Raw genomic sequence first — 19,248 nt, 5'->3', positions numbered from 1 at the left:
GAAAATTTCAGAGCGAACCCTTGGTCGAGGGAATGACGCCCACGGAGCGCGGATCGAGCTCCAGCGCGCCGCGCATTGCGCGTGCAAAGGCCTTGAACACCGTTTCGCACTGGTGGTGCGCGTTCACGCCCTTCAGGTTGTCGATGTGCAGCGTGACGAACGCATGATTGACGAAGCCCTGGAAGAACTCGTAGGTGAGCTGGCTGTCGAAGGTGCCGATCATGCCGCTGGTGAACGGCACGTGCATCACCAGCCCCGGGCGGCCCGAGAAATCGATGACCACACGGCTCAGCGCCTCGTCCAGCGGCACATAGGCATGCCCGTAGCGGCGAATGCCCTTCTTGTCGCCCACGGCCTTGGCCACCGCCTGGCCGAGGGTAATGCCCACGTCTTCCACCGTGTGGTGGCCGTCGATGTGCAGGTCGCCCTGGCAGTCGATGTCGAGGTCGATCAGGCCGTGGCGGGCGATCTGGTCGAGCATGTGGTCGAAAAAGCCGATGCCGGTGGAGAGCTTGGCGCGGCCGGTGCCGTCCAGGTTGACGCTGACGGTGATCTTGGTTTCGGCGGTGTTGCGGGTGACCGATGCGGTGCGCGCGGCGGTGCTCGTGTCGGCTGTTTGGGCGGTAGTCATAGTGAGGCTTCGAGTGCCGCGAGCATCCGCGCATTCTCGTCGGACGTTCCGACGGTGAGGCGCAGGCAATTTGCGAGCATTTCGTGCATTTTAGAAACGTTCTTCACCAGAATCCCGTGTGCCTTCATGCCCTCGAAGGTCTTGGCGGCATCGGGCACCCGCACGAGGATCATGTTGGCGTCGCTCGGCCACACCTTCACGCCCACGAGCCGGCCCAGCCCCATCATGAGGCGATGGCGCTCCTCGCGGATTTGCCGGGCCTGGGCCTCGAACACTTCGGCGTGCTCGAGCGCAAACAGCGCGCATTCGCAGTTGAGCACGCTGATGTTGTAGGGCGGGCGCACCTTGTCGATCTGCGCGACCAGCGCGGCCGGGCCCATGAGATAGCCGAGGCGGATGCCCGCCAGGCCGAACTTGCTGAGCGTGCGCATCAGCAGCACATGGCCGTGCCGTGCGATGCGGTCGATGTAGCTCCTGGCGGCAAAGGGCTGGTAAGCCTCGTCGATCACCACCAGGCCGCCCTGCGCGCCCTGGGCCTCGACGATCTTTTCGATGACGGCATCGTCCCAGAGGTTGGCGGTGGGGTTGTTCGGATAGGCCAGGTACACGATGGCCGGCTTCTCGCGTGCGATGGCTGCAAGCATTGCCGCCTCGTCGAGCTCGAAATCGGCCGTGAGCGGAACGCCGGCGAAGCGCAGGCCCTGCAACTGGGCGCTCATGGCGTACATCACGAAGCCGGGCACGGGCGCGAGCAGCGTGGCGCCCGGCACATCGCAGGCAATGGCCAAGAGCGAAATCAGCTCGTCGGAGCCGTTGCCCAGCATCAGCGCAAAGCCTTCGGGCATGTGCGCATGCGCGGCCAGCGCGCGCTGCAGGTCGCCGCCCCGCTCGCCCGGGTAGCGGTTGAGCGCCAGCGCGCCCAGCCTTGCGCCGAGCTCGGCCTGCAATGCCGGCGGCAGGCCGAACGGGTTCTCCATGGCGTCGAGCTTGACGAAGCCGCGCGCGTCCTGCACCGCATAGGCGTGCATGGACTGCACGTCGGAGCGGATGCGATCGATCGGGCGGGCGGTAGGGGAAGTGGTCATCGGGTGCAGCGGTAGCTGTTCTTGAGGGCGCCGGACATCACCAGTTGCACCGGCATGTCGGCTTCATAGCTGTCGGCATTGCGGGTCAGCTCGGTTTGATAAAGAGAGCGCGCCATCGACGGCTCGAGGCGGCGGCCTTCAACGCAGAAGATGGGTTTTTGCCCGTTGCGCTGCGACGCCTCCACGCCTTCGCGCAGGCCTTCGAGCACGCCGACGAGGTAATAGCTCGCGTAGGCCTTGCCGTCCTTTTCGTTGGCTTCCAGCGTGCGCAGTTCGCGGATGCTCATGGCCTGCGCACCGGCGGCGGGCGCCAGCGCGAGCAACAGCACCAGAAGGCGCGGCAGCAGCGGCACGACGGCAGGCCTCATGGCATTACTTGCGGTAGCGCGGCGGCGGGGCGTACGCGTCGTCCGCCGGGAAGGCGTTCGGCTGCACTGGCGCGGCATTGCGGCGCGGACGGCGCGATGCCTCCGGCAGCTCGAGTTCGAACAGCGCAGCGCCGATCACGCCGATGTTGCGCACGTCGCCTGCTTCGGTGTTCGCCGCATAGGCGCGGCCCGGAGCGGCGAAACGGAAGGCCGCCACCTCGCTCTGGCTCTTGCGGAAGCCCTCGATGTCGAGCACCTGCTGCGGGCCCAGCACATAGCCGCCGTTGCGCAGGCTGCCGGGCTTGCCGTTCAGCACGTCAAGGCCGTCGACGGTAGCGATCACTTCGTAGGCTCGGTCGCTCAGGTTGCGGAAGCGTAGGGTGTAGCGCGCGCCTTCGATGCCTGCGAGGCGGAACATGTCGCTGCCGCTACGGCGTGCACGCTGCATCGGCAACGGACGGCCGCTTTCATCGAGCACCGACCATTCGACATCGCCTTGGGCCAGTTGCAGGTTGAGCCGGCGCTCGGGGTTGTTGCCGGCTTCGCGCCGCACGGTGGATGCCTCGTTGTAGCCCAGCAAGGCCACTTCGTCAGGCTGCGCCGACAGCCGCTTCGCATTGACCGTGCGGGTCTTCGACTCGATCCCCTCGCCCCACTGGGTGCCGAGCTGTGCGGGTGCGGCAGCGGCGGCGCTGGGGGTTGCGGACAAGGCGGCCGACTCGTTGCGCGGCGCCTGCGGGATCTGGCTGCAGGCAACGAGCAAGCCCGCGCCTGCTACGAGGCCGGCTGCAAATCTGAAAAAACGCGACCTGTGAAGACGATGGATCATCTGGCTTGCTCCTCCCGAGCGGTTTTCTATCTATGAAACTTCAGATCTTGCGCAAGCGCAGCCGCGCCGCTTCGGCGTGCGCCTGCAGGCCCTCGCCTTCAGCCAGCGTCACCGCAATGGGGCCGAGCACCTGGGCACCGGCTTCGCTCACTTCGATGAGGCTCGAACGCTTCTGGAAATCGTAGACGCCGAGTGGGCTTGAAAACCGCGCCGTGCCGCTGGTCGGCAGCACGTGATTCGGACCGGCGCAGTAGTCGCCGAGGCTTTCGCTGGTGAACGCGCCAAGGAAGATCGCGCCCGCGTGGCGCAGCAGCGGCTCCCAGCGGTTCGGCTCGCTGCTGCTCACTTCGAGGTGTTCGGGCGCAATGCGGTTGCTGATCTCGCAGGCCTCTTCCATGCTCTTGGTGTGGATGAGAGCGCCACGGCCGTTGAGCGAGGCCGCGATGATCTCGGCCCGCGGCATGGCCGGCAGCAGGCGGTCGATCTCGGCCTGCACGCGGTCGATGTATGCCGCATCGGGGCACAGCAAGATGCTCTGCGCAAGTTCGTCATGCTCGGCCTGGCTGAACAGGTCCATGGCCACCCAGTCGGGCGGCGTGGTGCCGTCGGCCAGGACGAGAATTTCGCTCGGGCCCGCGATCATGTCGATCCCCACGGTGCCGAACACACGGCGCTTGGCGGCCGCAACGTACGCATTGCCGGGGCCGGTGATCTTGTCGACCGCGGGAATGGTGGCGGTGCCGTAGGCCAGTGCGGCCACGGCTTGCGCGCCGCCGATGGTGAAGCCGCGCGTCACGCCGGCCACGTAGGCTGCGGCAAGCACGAGCGGGTTCTTCTCGCCACGCGGCGTCGGAACCACCATGACGATTTCGGCCACGCCGGCCACATGCGCCGGAATCGCGTTCATCAGCACGCTCGACGGATAGGCCGCCTTGCCGCCCGGTACGTAGATGCCAACGCGGTCGAGCGGCGTGACCTTCTGGCCGAGCAGCGTGCCGTCGGCATCACGGTAGCTCCAGCTTTCGCCGCTCGCCTTCTTCTGTGCCTCGTGGTAGCTGCGCACGCGGCGCGCCGCGGCTTCGAGCGCATCGCGTTGCGCGGCCGGCAACGATTCGAAAGCAGCTTTCAGCTCGGCCTGCGTCAACTCCAGTTCAGGCAGCGTCTTGGCACCGAGCTTGTCGAACCGGTTGGTGTACTCCAGCACCGCATCGTCGCCCCGCTTCTGCACGTCGGCCAGGATGTCGGCCACCACCTTCTCGATGGCCGCGTCCGCGTCGGCAGACCAATGCAGCCGCGCCTTGAATTCAGCATCGAAGCTGGCTGAAGTCGTGGAGAGACGGGCGGGGGCTGCTTTCAGTTTCATCACGTGTTTCGAGAAAAATGTCCAACAGAGCGACGGTTCATTCGAGGTCGCTCAAAAGACGCGAGGGCTTGTTGGCCAAGGTACCTCTTATCTTGGCGGTCGCTTCAAGAGCGCGGGCCGTCGCCCAGACGGCGAACAGCGCGATCAACGCGCCCGCCCCGCTGACCCGGCCGCCAGCCGCCATGCCATAGCCGGCAAAGATCAAGGTCCCGAGCGCAAACACCAAAGCGATGCCTGCGGCAACCCGACTGCGGAAGCGAGCGATGCCAAATGCGCATACGGCATTCAACGCAGCATCCACCAACCCGATCTTGTCGCCCATCAACGCCGAGATGGCTTGCAACGCCGCAATGATCCAGAGGGCCTTGGAGGCGTCTCCGATCATCTCGACTGCCGCGTAGTGGCTATCGAGTTTCGAAAAAAAACTTCTTTTGTTTGCTTCGGACATGCGCTTTTCAAGACCCAGGAATAGCAGAAGCAAAGGCGTCGATGATGCGGCGGATCGGTTCGCGCTTGAGCTTGAGCGCGGCCTGGTTGACGACGAGGCGCGCGCTGATGTCCATGATGCGCTCGACCTCGACCAGGTGATTGGCCCGCAGCGTATTGCCGGTCGAGACCAGGTCGACGATGGCGTCGGCCAGGCCCGTGAGCGGCGCTAGCTCCATGCTGCCATAGAGCTTGATCAAGTCGACGTGCACGCCCTTGCTGGCGAAGAAGTCGCGCGCCAGGCCCACGTACTTGGTGGCCACCCGCAGGCGCGAGCCCTGCTTCACGGCGGATGCGTAGTCGTAGTCGGCGCGCACGGCCACGCTGAGGCGGCAGGCCGCAATGCGCAGGTCGAGCGGCTGATAGAGGCCCTGGTTGCCGTGCTCGAGCAGCACGTCGGAGCCAGTCACGCCCAGGTCGGCGCCGCCGTACTGCACATAGGTGGGCACGTCGGAGGCGCGCACGAGCACCACGCGCACGTCAGGCCGCGTGGTCGCAAGAATCAGCTTGCGCGATTTTTCTGGGTCTTCGGTGACCTCGATGCCGGCGGCGGCCAGCAGGGGCATCGTCTCTTCGAAGATGCGGCCTTTGGACAGAGCAAGAGTGATCACGATTGCGACTCCTGTGATGCAAGCGTCATCATGCGGCGGCTCCCGCCACGCGCTCGATGTCGGCCCCGATGCCGCGCAGCTTGGCCTCCATGCGGTCGTAGCCGCGGTCCAGGTGGTAGATGCGGTCGACCAGTGTCTCGCCGTCGGCCACCAGGCCGGCGATGACCAGGCTGGCCGAGGCGCGCAGGTCGGTGGCCATCACGGTGGCGCCCGAAAGTTGCGGCACGCCCTCGACCATGGCGACCTTGCCTTCGACGTGGATCGTCGCGCCCAGGCGCACCATCTCGTTCACGTGCATGAAGCGGTTCTCGAATATGGTCTCGGTGACCATCGAGGCGCCGCGCGCGATCACGTTCAGCGCCATGAACTGGGCCTGCATGTCGGTCGGGAAGCCCGGGTATTCGGTGGTGCTGAAGCTCTGCGCCTTGAGGTGTTCGCTGGCCGGGGCCCTGGAGCTGATGCGCACGCCGCCCTGTTCCGTGGCGACCGTGCAGCCGGCGTCGCGCAACTTGTCGATCACCGCGTCCATGTGGTCGGCGCGGGCGTGGCGCAAAAACACGTCGCCGCCGGTGGCCGCAACAGCGCACAGGAAGGTGCCGGCCTCGATGCGGTCGGCCACCACGGCGTGCTCGCAGCCGTGCAGCTTCTCGACGCCCTGGATGCGGATGTGGCTGGTGCCGTGGCCTTCGACCTTCGCGCCCATGCGGATCAGCATCTCGGCCAGGTCGACGATCTCGGGCTCCTGGGCGGCGTTTTCGAGAAGCGTTTCGCCCTCGGCCAGCGCGGCGGCCATGAGGAAGTTCTCGGTGCCGGTAACGGTGACCATGTCCGTGAGGATGCGCGCGCCCTTCAGGCGGGTGCGCCCGGCCGGCAGGCTGGCGATCATGTAGCCGTGCTCCACCACGATCTCGGCACCCATGGCCTGCAGGCCCTTGATGTGCTGGTCGACCGGCCGCGATCCGATGGCGCAGCCGCCCGGCAGCGAAACCTTGGCACGGCCGAAGCGCGCGAGCAGCGGGCCCAGCGCCAGCACCGAGGCTCGCATGGTCTTCACCAGTTCGTAGGGAGCCTCGGGGTTGGCGAGGTCGCCCGCATTGAGCTGCACCGTGCCGTTGTCGTCGCGCTCGGCCACCACGCCCATGTTGCGCACCAGCTTGAGCATGGTCGACACGTCCTGCAGGCGCGGCACGTTGTGCAGCGTCACAGGCTGGTCGGTCAGCAGCGCGGCGCAAAGCTCCGGCAAGGCTGCGTTCTTGGCGCCGGAAATGAGTACCTCGCCGCGAAGCTGGCGCCCGCCGCGAATCAGAAGTTTGTCCATCGAATTTCCAGCGAAATCAGGCCCCTCGGGGCCGGAGAGTTATTTTTCCAACGCCGCCCATTCGGCCGGCGTGTAGGTCTTCATGGAGAGCGCATGCACCTCGTCGGTATGCATTTTCGCACCGAGGGTGGCGTAGACCCGCTGATGCCGCTGAATGGCGCGCTTGCCCTCGAATTCGGCCGAGACGATGGTGGCGTACCAGTGGCGGCCGTCGCCTTCGAGCGTGATGTGCTCGCAAGGGAGATGGGACTGGATAAGGGCCTGGAGTTGTTCGGCGGTCATGGAGTTCTGGAAAAAGGCGGTCAGCCTCGGATTTTGTAGCCGATTCGCAGGAGATGGACGGCAATGGCGCTCACCACCAGCCAGGCGCCACCGACGATGCCCAGGCTGAGCCAGGGCGAGGCGTCGCTGACTCCGAAGAAGCCGTAGCGGAAGCCGTCGATCATGTAGAAGAACGGGTTGAGGTGGCTCACCGACTGCCAGAACGGCGGCAGCGAGCCGATGGAATAGAACACACCCGAGAGAAAGGTCATGGGCATGATCAGGAAGTTCTGGAACACGGCCATCTGGTCGAATTTTTCGGCCCAGAGCCCGGCAATGAGCCCCAGCGTGCCCAGCATTGCGGAGCCCAGCAGCGCGAACACCACAATCCAGAGCGGCGCAACGAAGCTCGGCATGGCGAAGAACATGGTCACCGCAAACACGCCGAGCCCCACGGCCAGCCCGCGGATCACCGACGAGCCCACGTAGGCGAAGAACCAGCCCCAGTGCGAGAGCGGCGTGAGCAGCACGAAGACCAGGTTGCCCATGATCTTGCTCTGGATGATCGACGACGAACTGTTGGCGAAGGCGTTCTGCAGCACGCTCATCATCACGAGGCCCGGCACCAGGAAGGCGGTATAGCCGACGGAGCCGTAGACCTTCACGTGGTCTTCGAGCACATGGCCGAACACCATGAGGTAGAGCAGCGCCGTGAGCACCGGCGCGCCGACCGTCTGGAAGCCGACCTTCCAGAAGCGCAGCGTTTCTTTATAAAGCAGCGCACGCCATCCAGTAACGGCCATCATCGCGACACCTCCAGCGGCGTTTGCTCACCCGCCATCAGGTCGATGAACACGTCTTCAAGGTCGGCCTTGCGCATTTCCACGTCTTCCACCACGACGCCGGCTTCGCGGATTGCGGCCAGCAGTTGTTCGACTTCATGGGCGTTCTGCGCCGGCAGCTGCACGATGCGCCCGGTAATGCGCGCGTGCTGGGCAATGGCCCAGGGCAGCATGGCATCGGTCTTGAAGCGCAGCACGTTGCTGGCCGCAGACTTCAGGAGTTCGCTGGTGCGGTCGAGCGCAATCACGCGGCCCAGCTTGAGCATGGCGATGCGGCTGCACAGCGCCTCGGCTTCCTCGAGGTAGTGCGTGGTGAGCAGCACGGTGCTGCCCTGCTTATTAAGCCTGGCGACGAATTGCCAGAGCGTCTGGCGCAGTTCCACGTCGACCCCGGCCGTCGGCTCGTCGAGCACGATCACCGGCGGCTTGTGCACCAGCGCCTGCGCCACCAGCACCCGGCGCTTCATGCCGCCCGAGAGCTGGCGCATGTTGGCCGTGGCCTTGTCGGCCAGGCCGAGGCTTTGCAGCAGCTCGTCGATCCACGGCTCGTTGTTCTTGATGCCGAAGTAGCCCGACTGGATGCGCAGCGACTCCCGCACATTGAAGAAGGGGTCGAACACCAGCTCCTGCGGCACGATGCCAAGCTGGCGGCGGGCTTCGGCGTAGTCGCGCTGCACGTCGAAGCCATGCACGCTGATCGCCCCGGCGGTGGGACGAGACAAGCCGGCCAGCATGCTGATGAGCGTGGTCTTGCCTGCGCCGTTGGGGCCGAGCAAGCCGAAGAACTCGCCCGGCTCGATCTGGAAGCTGACCTCGTCGACCGCGCGCAGCCCTTGTTTGCCTTGGGCCCGTTGCTGTCTGGAGGGGGGATAGGTCTTGGAGACCGATTGGAATGAGATCGCGGGCATGGGAGCCGGCGATTTTACGGGCGCGCCCCGCAAGCTGCTGCGCCGCCGCCAGATGCCCTGACGCGGCCGCCGCCCGGTTGCCCGGCGCTCAGGGCGCCGCCGGCAAAAGACCCGCGATGCCGTACAGGGCAGCCAACTCGCGCAGCCGAGGCGAAAGCCCCTTCACGGCAAAGCCGCGGCCGAGCGCGCTCGATTCGCGGCGGCATTCCAGCAGCACGGCCAGCGCCGACGAATCGAACTGCGTCAGTGCACTGGCATCGACCACGGTGGAAGTGTCGGTCTGCCCCGCCAGCCCCTGCTGCAGCATGCGCATGCAGGCGGGGGCCTCGTCGTGGGTGAGTTTGGTCGGCAGCACCAGCATGGCGTCAGCTCTTGCCGCTGTTGCCCTTGTTGCGCGCTGCCAGCGCTGCAATCAGGCCATCGATGCCGCGGGCGTTGATTTCCTGCGAGAACTGGGTGCGATAGGTATCGACCAGCCAGACGCCCAGCACATTGAGGTTGTAGACCTTCCAGCCGCCGCCCTGGCCGGGCGTTTTCTCGAGCCGGTAGTCGAGCTGCACCGGGTCTCCGCGGCCCTTGACCTCGGTGCGCACCAGCACTTCGGTGTCGTCGGGCGAACCGCGGAACGGACGAACCGTGACGGTCTGGTCGCTCACCTGGTCGAGCGCGCCGGCGTAGGTGCGCACCAGCAAGGTCTTGAACTCTTCCTGCAGGCGCTTTTGCTGCTCGGGCGTGGCCTGGCGCCATGCCGGGCCCACGGCGGAGGCCGTCATGCGCTGGAAATTGACGTTGGGCATGATCTTGCTGTCGACCAGCAGCATGATCTTGCTGATGTCGCCTGCCTTGATGGAGGTGTCGGCCTTGATGGTTTCGAGTACATCGGTCGACAGCCGCTTGACCAGCGCATCGGGCGCTTCATCGGCGGCATGCGCCGGGCGCACAAAAGCAGCGGCAGCGCCAAAAAGCAGTGCGCTCGCGAGCACCAGGCGGCCAAGACTGCGTCGTTGCAAGATATTGTTGTTCATGTCAATTCCCTCAAGTTTTGAAAATCCACAAGGCGCGCCCGAAAAACGCGCCTCTTGGAAAGAACGTGTTCGACGGGTCTGGAGCCGACGGGGTTCCCTGAAGCGCAGGTGAAGCCTTGAAACCGGATGCAAGCAGAAAATGCCTCATCCGGCGGTGAACGGCTCCCTTTCTGCCCGTTCCCGGCTTTTACTTTCCGCCTTCGTCGTCCGGCGGATTGCCGTCGTAGACGTCGTTGCGGCGGTGCTGCAGGAAGGCGTCGCGCGTGAAGGTGTACTTGTCGAGCGCGGCGTCATCGAGCAGGCGGCCGGCACGCAGGTACTTGGCCCGGGTGTCGACGACTTCCAGCACCGAGAGCGAATTGCGCCACGCGACGTCGTTCATGTTGGAGAGCACGCTTCCGGCCCGGTCCACCGGCAAGGCTGCCGTGTCGCGCAGGGTCGAAGGGCCGAGCAGCGGGAGCACGACGTATGGGCCCGCACCCACGCCCCAGCGGCCGAGCGTCTGGCCGAAATCTTCTTCGTGGCGGTCGATGCCCGCTTCGGTGGCAATGTCCAGGAGGCCGCCGAGCCCGAAGAAAGTGTTGACGTTGACCCGCATGAAGGTCTCGGCGCTGTTCTGCAGCTTGAGCTGGGCCACGCTGTTGGCAAAGCTCCAGACGTCGCCCAGGTTGCCGAAGAAATTGCTCACGCCGGTGCGCACCATCGACGGCAGCACGCGCTGGTAGGCCGTGGCCACGGGCACCAGCACGGCTTCGTCGACCTTGTCGTTGAAACTGGTGACGCCGCGATTGAAGGGCTCGAAGGGGTCGGCCGGATTGGCCCGGGGGCCGCTCGCGCAGCCTGCAAGCACCGCAAAAACGGTTGCTACGCTCATCCACCGGGCGTAGTTCGCTACGTTATTCATAGCGCTTGAGGAAAAAAGGCTTGTTTTCATTTCTTGTTGGCTGTTCCCGGCGTCGAAGTATTTCCTTCGGCCGCCTTGCTGTAGAGGAACTGGCTGATCAGGTTTTCCAGCACCACAGCCGATTGGGTCGAGGTAATGGTGTCGCCGGCTTGCAGGTTCTTCTCCTCGGCACCCGCTTCGATTCCGATGTACTGCTCGCCGAGCAGGCCACTGGTCAGGATCTTGAGCGAGCTGTCCTTGGGAAAACTGTAACGGTTTTGTAATGCCAGCGTGACGTCGGCCTGAAAGGCCTTGTCGTTGAACGCGATGGACTCCACACGCCCGACCACCACGCCCGCGCTCTTGACCGCGGTTTGCGGCTTGAGCCCGCCGATGTTGTCGAAGCGTGCGGTGACGTTGTACGTCTTCTGGAAATTCAGGCTCAGCAGGTTGGCCGATTGCAGCGCGAGGAACAGAAGCGCCGCGCCGCCGATCAGGACGAACAGGCCGACCCAGATGTCGTTAGTGGAACGTTGCATGGTTTGCACTCTCTAGAACGATTGGAGCCGAGGCTCCTTCAAATACTGAACATCATGGCGGTCAACAGGAAGTCGAGGCCGAGCACCGACAGCGACGCCATGACCACCGTGCGCGTGGTCGCGCGCGAGACGCCTTCGGGCGTGGGCTGGGCTTCGTAACCCTGCAGCAGCGCGATGAAGGTCACGGTAAAGCCGAAGACGATGCTCTTGATGACGCCGTTGCCCACGTCGCGCCAGACATCGACGCCGCCCTGCATCTGGCCCCAGAACGCGCCCGGGTCTACACCCAGCATCAGCACGCCCACCACGTAGCCGCCCATGATGCCGACAGCGCTGAAGACGGCCGCCAGCAGCGGCATGGTGATGACGCCGGCCCAGAAACGCGGGGCAAGAATGCGCCGCACGGGGTCGACCGCCATCATTTCCATGGCGCTGAGCTGCTCGCCAGCTTTCATGAGGCCGATTTCTGCAGTCAGCGATGTCCCGGCACGCCCGGTAAAAAGCAGTGCCGCCACCACGGGGCCGAGCTCGCGCACCAGGCTCAGGGCAACCAGCAGGCCGAGCGCCTCGGAAGAACCGTAGCGCTGCAGCGCGTAGTACATCTGCAGGCCGAGCACAAAGCCCACGAAAAGACCGGAGACGGCAATGATGGCGAGCGAGTAGTTGCCCAGAAAATGAATCTGGTCGCGCACCAGGCTGAAGCGCCGGAGGCTCTGCGCGCCTTGAAACGCCAGGCGCACGAACAGCTTGGCGCCATAGCCTATATCGGCAAGCTTGCTGCGCACGGCAAAGCCTACGTCGGCAGGTTTCCACCAAGTCATGACCGCCCCCCTTCACTGCCGAAATCTGCTTCGATTCCAACTCCGGGGTAGTGAAAATGCACCGGCCCGTCAGGCAGCGCATTGACGAACTGGTGAACCAGCGGATCGGCGCTCTGCCGCACTTCGTCGGGCGTACCCTGCGCGGCGATCGCGCCGTTGGCCAGGATGATCACGTGATCGGCGATGCGGAATGTTTCTTCGAGATCGTGCGACACGACGATGCTGGTCAGCCCCAGCGTGTCGTTGAGCTGGCGGATCAGCCGCGCCGCCGTGCCAAGCGAAATCGGGTCCAGGCCGGCAAAAGGCTCGTCGTACATCACGAGGTCCGGATCGAGCGCAATGGCGCGCGCCAGCGCCACGCGCCGCGCCATGCCGCCGGACACTTCGCTGGGCATGAGGTCGCGCGCGCCGCGCAGGCCCACTGCGTCGAGCTTCATGAGGACGATGTCGCGCACCAGCGCTTCCGACAGCTGCGTGTGTTCGCGCAAAGGAAAGGCAACGTTGTCGAACACGCTCATGTCGGTGAACAAGGCACCGAACTGAAAGAGCATGCCCATGCGGCGCCGTGCTTTATAGAGAGCGGCGGCGTCGAATTTGCCGACGTCCTCGCCGTCGAACAGCACTTCGCCGCGCTGCGCCCGCTGCTGTCCGCCGACAAGCCGCAGCACGGTCGTCTTGCCGCCGCCCGAGGCCCCCATGAGCGCGGTGACCTTGCCGCGCGGGACGGAAAAGGACACACCGTCGAGAATCGCACGTGCGCCATAGCCGAACGTAACGTCGCGGAACTCTACAAAGGGGTGTGGCTGTGCGGCTGGGTCCATCTCAATAAAAAAGCCGGGCGCCTTGACAGGCATCCCGGCATGCGGTTTCCGCAAATGATAGCGGGGCCGTGAAGGGCCCCGCGAAATTGAAACAAAATTCAGCGCGGCAAGTCGCTAAATCCCATCAAAAACTCGTCCACCGAGCGCGCAGCCTGCCGGCCTTCGCGAATCGCCCACACCACAAGCGACTGACCGCGGCGAATATCGCCTGCCGCGAACACCTTGGGCACATTGGTGGCATAGCCGCCGATGAAATCGACGGTGGCCTTGGCATTGCCGCGCGCATCCTTCTCGACACCGAAGGCATCGAGTACGGTGGCCACGGGGCTGATGAAGCCCATGGCCAGCAGCACGAGGTCGGCCTTGAGGATCTGCTCGCTGCCCGCCACTTCCTGCATTTTTCCGTCCTTCCACTCGACGCGGACGGTCTTGAGGCCGGTGACCTTGCCCTTTTCGCCGATGAACTCCTTGGTGGAGATGGCGAACTCACGCTCACAGCCTTCCTCGTGGCTCGAGCTGGTGCGCAGCTTGATCGGCCAATAGGGCCACGTCAGCGGGCGGTTTTCTTCTTCGGGCGGTTGCGGCATCAGTTCGAACTGCGTGACGCTGACTGCGCCGTGGCGGTTGCTGGTGCCCACGCAGTCGGAGCCGGTGTCGCCGCCGCCGATGACGATGACGTGCTTGCCCTCGGCGCGCAGCTGGCCCTTGACCTTGTCGCCGGCGTTGACGCGGTTCTGCTGGGGCAGGAATTCCATCGCAAAGTGAATGCCGTCGAGATCACGGCCCGGCACCGGCAGGTCGCGCGATTGCTCGGCACCGCCGGTGAGCAGCACGGCGTCGAACTCCTTGTCCAGTTGCTCGGGGGTGATGGTTTCCTTGGCGAGGTTGGTCACCTTGGAGCCCTTGCCCAGCGGATCTTTCGCCGCGCCGACGATCACGCCGGTGCGGAAGGTCACGCCCTCGGCCTTCATCTGCTCGACGCGGCGGTCGATGTGCGTCTTCTCCATCTTGAAGTCGGGAATGCCGTAGCGCAGCAGGCCACCGATGCGGTCGTTCTTCTCGAACAGCGTCACGTCATGGCCGGCGCGCGCGAGCTGCTGCGCCGCGGCCATGCCGGCCGGACCCGAACCCACCACCGCCACTTTCTTGCCCGTCTTGTGCTTGGCAACGCGCGGCGCCACCCAGCCTTCGTCCCAAGCGCGGTCGATGATGGCGTGCTCCAGCGACTTGATACCGACCGGGTCGTCGTTCACGTTGAGCACGCAGGCGGCCTCGCAAGGCGCGGGGCAGATGCGGCCGGTGAACTCCGGAAAGTTGTTGGTCGAGTCGAGCACCGCAAAGGCGTTTTGCCAATCGTTGCGGTACACGAGGTCGTTGAAGTCCGGAATGATGTTGTTGACCGGGCAGCCGCTGTTGCAGAACGGCGTGCCGCAGTCCATGCAGCGTGCGCCCTGCACCTTAGCCTGCTCGTTCGTCAGGCCGACGACAAATTCCTTGTAGTGCTTGACGCGCTCTTCAACGGGCTTGTAGCCCTCTTCGACGCGCTCATGCTCCATGAAGCCGGTGATCTTTCCCATCGCGATTCCTTTGTTCTTTATGTCGCCGGTTGTCAGACCGAAGCCGGCGTGGCCTGCGGCGCGGCGGCCACCGCGTGCGGCTCGAGGCCGATGTGCGCGTTGTTGCCGCTGCTCGTGAGTTCGACCTTGCGGTCGTGCAGCTCTGCGAGTGCACGCTTGTATTCGTTCGGGAACACCTTGACGAACTTGGTGCGGGCCACGGCCCAGTTGTCGAGCAGCTCGCGCGCACGCTTGCTGCCGGTCCAGCGGTGGTGCTCTTCGAGCAGCTTCCTGAGCTGGGCCTCGTCGGTCTCTCCGCCGTGCCAGATCTTGCGGTGCACGCTCGCGGTCTGCTCGGCCGAGGTCAGCACCTTGTCGAGCGACACCATCGAGAGATTGCAGCGCGTGGCGAACTGGCCGTCTTCGTCGTAGACGAAAGCCACGCCGCCGCTCATGCCGGCCGCGAAGTTGCGGCCCGTCTTGCCGAGCACCGCGACCGTGCCGCCGGTCATGTATTCGCAGCCGTGGTCGCCCGTGCCTTCGACGACGGCCGTGGCACCCGAAAGACGCACCGCGAAACGTTCGCCGGCCACGCCGCACAGATAGGCTTCGCCGGTGGTCGCGCCGTAGAGCGCGGTGTTGCCGACGATGGTGTTGCGCGTGGCTTCGCCGCGGAAATCAAGGCTCGGGCGAACCACCACGCGGCCGCCGGAGAGGCCCTTGCCGGTGTAGTCGTTGGCATCGCCGATCAGGTAGAGCGTGATGCCGCGCGCCAGGAAGGCGCCGAACGACTGGCCGCCCGTGCCTTCGAGCTGGATGCGGATCGAATCGTCGGGCAGGCCCTGCGGATGCACCTTGGTCAACGCACCCGACAGCATGGCGCCCACCGAGCGGTTGACGTTGCGCGCCACCTCGATGAACTGCACCTTCTCGCCGCGCTCGATGGCGGGACGCGACTTCTCGATGAGCTTGACGTCCAGCGCCTTGTCGAGGCCATGGTCCTGGTTTTCGACGTGGAAGCGCGGCACTTCGGCCGGCACCGTCGGCAACGCGAACAGACGGCTGAAGTCCAGGCCGGAGGCCTTCCAGTGCTCGATGCCCTTGCGCATGTCGAGCAGGTCGGCGCGGCCGATCAGGTCGTCGAACTTGCGGATGCCCAGCTGGGCCATGATCTGGCGCACTTCTTCCGCAACGAAGAAGAAGTAGTTGACGACGTGCTCGGGCTTGCCCGAGAACTTCTTGCGCAGGATCGGGTCTTGCGTGGCCACGCCCACCGGGCAGGTGTTCAGGTGGCACTTGCGCATCATGATGCAGCCTTCGACCACCAGCGGCGCGGTGGCAAAGCCGAACTCGTCTGCCCCCAGCAGCGCGCCGATGGCGACGTCGCGGCCGGTCTTCATCTGGCCGTCGGCCTGCACGCGGATGCGGCTGCGCAGGCGGTTGAGCACCAGCGTCTGCTGCGTTTCGGCCAGGCCGATTTCCCACGGGCTGCCCGCATGCTTGATCGATGACCAGGGCGATGCGCCCGTGCCGCCGTCATGGCCCGCGATCACCACGTGGTCGCTCTTGCACTTGGCCACGCCGGCCGCGATGGTGCCCACGCCGATTTCGCTCACCAGCTTGACGCTGATGCTCGCGTGCGGGGCGGCGTTCTTCAGGTCGTGAATCAGCTGCGCCAGGTCTTCGATCGAGTAGATGTCGTGGTGCGGCGGCGGCGAGATCAGGCCCACGCCCGGAACCGCGTAGCGCTGCTTGCCGATGTACTCGGTGACCTTGCCGCCGGGCAGCTGGCCGCCTTCGCCCGGCTTGGCACCCTGCGCCATCTTGATCTGGATCTGGTCGGCCGAATGCAGGTACTCGGCCGTGACGCCGAAGCGGCCCGACGCCACCTGCTTGATGCGCGAGCGCAGCGAGTCGCCGTCCTTCAGCGGCAGGTCGACCTCGACGTTGGCCGCGCCGATCACGCTCTTGAGCGTGTCGCCTTGCTTGATCGGAATGCCCTTGAGCTCGTTGCGGTAGCGCGCCGGGTCTTCCCCGCCCTCGCCCGTGTTGCTCTTGCCGCCGATGCGGTTCATGGCAATGGCCAGCGTGGAGTGCGCTTCGGTGCTGATCGAGCCGAGCGACATCGCGCCGGTGGCAAAGCGCTTGACGATTTCAGCCGCGGGCTCGACCTCGTCGACCGGAATGGCCCTGGCCGGATCGAGCTTGAATTCGAACAGGCCGCGCAGCGTGAGGTGGCGGCGGTTCTGGTCGTTGATGAGCTGCGCGTATTCCTTGTAGGTGTTCCAGTTGTTGGAGCGCGTGCTGTGCTGCAGCTTGGCAATGGCGTCGGGCGTCCACATGTGCTCTTCGCCGCGCGTACGCCAGGCGTATTCACCGCCGGCGTCGAGCATGTTCGAAAGAATCGGATCGTCGCCGAAAGCCGCCTTGTGCATGCGGATGGCTTCCTCGGCAATCTCGAACACGCCGATACCCTCGACGCGGCTGGCCGTGCCGGTGAAGTACTTGTTGACCGTGGCCGTGTTCAGGCCGATGGCCTCGAACAGCTGCGCGCCGCAGTAGCTCATGTAGGTGCTGACACCCATCTTCGACATGATCTTCGAGAGACCCTTGCCGATGGCCTTGACGTAGTTATAGACCGCCTTCTCGGCGCTCATGTCGCCCGGCAGGTCGGCATGCATGGCCGCGAGGGTTTCCATGGCCAGGTACGGGTGAACGGCTTCCGCGCCGTAGCCCGCCAGCACGCCGAAGTGATGCACCTCGCGCGCCGAACCGGTCTCCACCACCAGTCCGGCGGTGGTGCGCAGGCCCTCGCGCACCAGGTACTGGTGCACGGCCGACAGCGCCAGCACGGCAGGAATCGCAACCTGCGTGGGGCTCACGCCGCGGTCGCTCACGATCAGGATGTTGTGGCCGCCCTTGATGGCGTCGACTGCCTCGGCGCACAGCGACGCCAGCTTGGCTTCGACGCCTTCGTCGCCCCAGGCGAGCGGATAGGTGATGTCGAGCACGTAGCTCTTGAACTTGCCTTGGGTGTACTTGCCGATGTCGCGCAGCTTGGCCATGTCGGCAAAGTCGAGAATCGGCTGGCTCACTTCGAGCCGCATCGGCGGGTTGACCTGGTTGATGTCCAGCAGGTTGGGCTTGGGGCCGATGAACGACACCAGCGACATCACGATGGCTTCGCGGATCGGGTCGATCGGCGGGTTGGTCACTTGCGCGAACAACTGCTTGAAGTAGTTGTAGAGCGGCTTGTTCTTGCTGGAGAGCACGGCCAGCGGGCTGTCGTTGCCCATGGAGCCGATGCCTTCCTCGCCGGCCTGCGCCATCGGGCTCATCAGGAACTTGATGTCTTCCTGCGTGTAGCCGAAGGCCTGCTGGCGGTCGAGCAGCGCGACCTGGCTGACGGGCGCCGCGACGGGTTCCGCCTTGACGCTGTCGAGCTTGATGCGCAGGTTTTCGATCCACTGCTTGTACGGCTTGCTGTTGGCGAGGGTGGCCTTGACCTCCTCGTCATCGATCATGCGGCCCTGCTCCAGGTCGATCAGGAACATCTTGCCGGGCTGCAGGCGCCACTTGCGCACGATCTTCTGCTCGGGCACGGGCAGCACGCCGGACTCCGAAGCCATGATGACCAGGTCGTCGTCGGTCACGCAGTAGCGCGAGGGGCGCAGGCCGTTGCGGTCGAGCGTGGCGCCGATCTGGCGGCCGTCGGTGAACACGATGGAGGCCGGGCCGTCCCACGGCTCCAGCATGGCGGCGTGGTATTCATAGAACGCGCGGCGGCGCGGGTCCATGGTGGCGTGCTGTTCCCAGGGCTCGGGAATCATCATCATCACGGCCTGGCTGATGGGGTAGCCGGCCATCGTCAACAGCTCGAGGCAGTTGTCGAAGGTGGCGGTGTCGGACTGGCCGGCAAAGCTGATGGGGTACAGCTTCTGCAGGTCGGGGCCGAGAACGGGCGACGACATGACGCCTTCGCGCGCCTTCATCCAGTTGTAGTTGCCCTTGACCGTGTTGATTTCGCCGTTGTGGGCGACATAGCGGTACGGGTGGGCGAGCGGCCACTCGGGGAAGGTATTGGTCGAGAAGCGCTGGTGCACGAGGCCCAGGGCCGAGATGCAGCGCTTGTCTTGCAGGTCGAGGTAATAGGTACCCACCTGATCGGCCAGCAACAGGCCCTTGTAGACCACGGTGCGGCTCGACATGCTCGGAACGTAGTATTCCTTGCTGTGCTTGAGCTTCAGGCGCTGGATGTTGGCGCTGGCGGTCTTGCGAATGACGTAGAGCTTGCGCTCCAGCGCGTCCTGCACGATCACGTCGTTGCCACGGCCGATGAACACCTGGCGCAGCAGCGGCTCCTTGGCGCGCACGGTGGGCGACATCGGCATGTCGCGGTTGACCGGCACGTCGCGCCAGCCGAGCAGCACCTGGCCTTCGGCCTTGATGGCGCGTTCCATTTCCTGCTCGCAGGCTTCGCGGGAGGCATGTTCTTTCGGCAGGAAGATCATGCCGACGCCGTATTCGCCCGGCGGCGGCAGCGTGACACCCTGCTTGGCCATTTCTTCGCGGTACAGATGGTCCGGCAGTTGGATCAGGATGCCCGCGCCGTCGCCCATGAGCTTGTCAGCGCCCACTGCGCCGCGATGGTCAAGGTTTTCGAGAATCTTTAGGCCCTGCAGCACGATCGCATGGCTTTTTTCGCCCTTGATGTGCGCCACGAAGCCGACGCCGCAGGCATCGTGCTCGTCGGCACCGGAATACAGACCGTGTTGTTGGAGATATTCGATCTCGGCAGCCGTCGTCATGGCGCACTCCTTCAGTTTTTTCGCAGGGAAGAGAAGGATATTGCGATGCACAAAGAATGCCAAACACTTTAATCGGGGTCAGATTCTCATTAA

General features: G+C 65.0%; 19 protein-coding genes. All 19 read right to left on the bottom strand.

Annotated elements, in window-relative coordinates; genetic code table 11:
- Positions 1-7 precede the first annotated feature (7 nt).
- The 19 genes from hisB to GOQ09_RS05825 all read right to left on the bottom strand — a co-directional run bounded on the left by hisB (position 8) and on the right by GOQ09_RS05825 (position 19,155).
- Complete coding sequence (gene hisB / locus GOQ09_RS05915) at positions 8-631, bottom strand: imidazoleglycerol-phosphate dehydratase HisB (protein WP_157612519.1); 624 nt, start codon at positions 629-631, stop codon at positions 8-10.
- Positions 628-1,716 carry a histidinol-phosphate transaminase gene (hisC, locus tag GOQ09_RS05910; protein WP_157612517.1) on the bottom strand — a complete coding sequence of 363 codons (1,089 nt, stop codon included), beginning with the start codon at positions 1,714-1,716 and terminating at the stop codon, positions 628-630. Before hisC ends, hisB begins: the two co-directional genes overlap by 4 nt.
- Positions 1,713-2,084 (bottom strand): hypothetical protein, encoded by a 372-nt coding sequence (locus GOQ09_RS05905; RefSeq protein WP_157612515.1) that lies wholly within the window; start codon positions 2,082-2,084, stop codon positions 1,713-1,715. The genes hisC and GOQ09_RS05905 overlap by 4 nt, the downstream gene beginning before the upstream one ends.
- Before the next feature lie 4 nt (positions 2,085-2,088).
- Positions 2,089-2,793, bottom strand: a complete 705-nt coding sequence (locus GOQ09_RS05900) for a hypothetical protein (protein ID WP_242631015.1) — start codon at positions 2,791-2,793, stop codon at positions 2,089-2,091.
- A gap of 160 nt (positions 2,794-2,953) precedes the next feature.
- Positions 2,954-4,276: a histidinol dehydrogenase gene (gene hisD, locus GOQ09_RS05895; protein ID WP_157612511.1), complete on the bottom strand. Its 1,323-nt coding sequence runs from the start codon at positions 4,274-4,276 to the stop codon at positions 2,954-2,956.
- A gap of 37 nt (positions 4,277-4,313) precedes the next feature.
- Positions 4,314-4,724: a hypothetical protein gene (locus GOQ09_RS05890; RefSeq protein ID WP_157612509.1), complete on the bottom strand. Its 411-nt coding sequence runs from the start codon at positions 4,722-4,724 to the stop codon at positions 4,314-4,316.
- Positions 4,725-4,731: 7 nt separating this feature from the next.
- Positions 4,732-5,373, bottom strand: a complete 642-nt coding sequence (gene hisG / locus GOQ09_RS05885) for an ATP phosphoribosyltransferase (protein WP_126745534.1) — start codon at positions 5,371-5,373, stop codon at positions 4,732-4,734.
- A gap of 28 nt (positions 5,374-5,401) precedes the next feature.
- The gene (gene murA / locus GOQ09_RS05880; RefSeq protein WP_157612506.1) at positions 5,402-6,691 is read right to left on the bottom strand and encodes a UDP-N-acetylglucosamine 1-carboxyvinyltransferase; all 1,290 of its coding nucleotides are present in this window, start codon (positions 6,689-6,691) and stop codon (positions 5,402-5,404) included.
- A 39-nt stretch (positions 6,692-6,730) separates the two neighbouring features.
- Positions 6,731-6,973 (bottom strand): BolA family protein, encoded by a 243-nt coding sequence (locus GOQ09_RS05875; protein WP_012746311.1) that lies wholly within the window; start codon positions 6,971-6,973, stop codon positions 6,731-6,733.
- 20 nt (positions 6,974-6,993) lie between these two features.
- A complete protein-coding gene (locus GOQ09_RS05870; protein WP_157612504.1) occupies positions 6,994-7,758 on the bottom strand; it encodes an ABC transporter permease in 765 nt (254 codons plus the stop codon).
- Positions 7,755-8,702, bottom strand: a complete 948-nt coding sequence (locus GOQ09_RS05865; RefSeq protein ID WP_157612502.1) for an ABC transporter ATP-binding protein — start codon at positions 8,700-8,702, stop codon at positions 7,755-7,757. Before GOQ09_RS05865 ends, GOQ09_RS05870 begins: the two co-directional genes overlap by 4 nt.
- Positions 8,703-8,790: 88 nt before the next feature.
- Positions 8,791-9,063 (bottom strand): STAS domain-containing protein, encoded by a 273-nt coding sequence (locus GOQ09_RS05860; RefSeq protein WP_126745531.1) that lies wholly within the window; start codon positions 9,061-9,063, stop codon positions 8,791-8,793.
- 4 nt (positions 9,064-9,067) lie between these two features.
- Positions 9,068-9,727, bottom strand: a complete 660-nt coding sequence (locus GOQ09_RS05855) for an MlaC/ttg2D family ABC transporter substrate-binding protein (RefSeq protein ID WP_157612499.1) — start codon at positions 9,725-9,727, stop codon at positions 9,068-9,070.
- Between the two features lie 187 nt (positions 9,728-9,914).
- Positions 9,915-10,661 (bottom strand): MlaA family lipoprotein, encoded by a 747-nt coding sequence (locus GOQ09_RS05850; protein ID WP_157612497.1) that lies wholly within the window; start codon positions 10,659-10,661, stop codon positions 9,915-9,917.
- The gene (gene mlaD, locus GOQ09_RS05845) at positions 10,658-11,149 is read right to left on the bottom strand and encodes an outer membrane lipid asymmetry maintenance protein MlaD (protein WP_157612495.1); all 492 of its coding nucleotides are present in this window, start codon (positions 11,147-11,149) and stop codon (positions 10,658-10,660) included. Before mlaD ends, GOQ09_RS05850 begins: the two co-directional genes overlap by 4 nt.
- 38 nt (positions 11,150-11,187) lie before the next feature.
- Positions 11,188-11,970, bottom strand: coding sequence for a lipid asymmetry maintenance ABC transporter permease subunit MlaE (gene mlaE, locus GOQ09_RS05840; protein ID WP_157612493.1), 783 nt, complete (start codon positions 11,968-11,970; stop codon positions 11,188-11,190).
- Positions 11,967-12,824, bottom strand: a complete 858-nt coding sequence (locus GOQ09_RS05835) for an ABC transporter ATP-binding protein (RefSeq protein ID WP_157612491.1) — start codon at positions 12,822-12,824, stop codon at positions 11,967-11,969. Before GOQ09_RS05835 ends, mlaE begins: the two co-directional genes overlap by 4 nt.
- Before the next feature lie 65 nt (positions 12,825-12,889).
- Entirely contained in the window at positions 12,890-14,368 is a 1,479-nt protein-coding gene (locus GOQ09_RS05830; RefSeq protein ID WP_157612489.1) for a glutamate synthase subunit beta, read from the bottom strand.
- Positions 14,369-14,400: 32 nt separating this feature from the next.
- Positions 14,401-19,155, bottom strand: a complete 4,755-nt coding sequence (locus GOQ09_RS05825) for a glutamate synthase-related protein (protein WP_157612487.1) — start codon at positions 19,153-19,155, stop codon at positions 14,401-14,403.
- Between the last annotated feature and the right edge of the window lie 93 nt (positions 19,156-19,248).

Origin of the sequence: Variovorax paradoxus (assembly GCF_009755665.1) — a bacterium.
Taxonomy (GTDB): Bacteria; Pseudomonadota; Gammaproteobacteria; order Burkholderiales; family Burkholderiaceae_C; genus Variovorax; species Variovorax paradoxus_G.
Note: the sequence above shows the minus strand (reverse complement) of the source record. Positions and strands in the feature narration are given on the sequence as shown.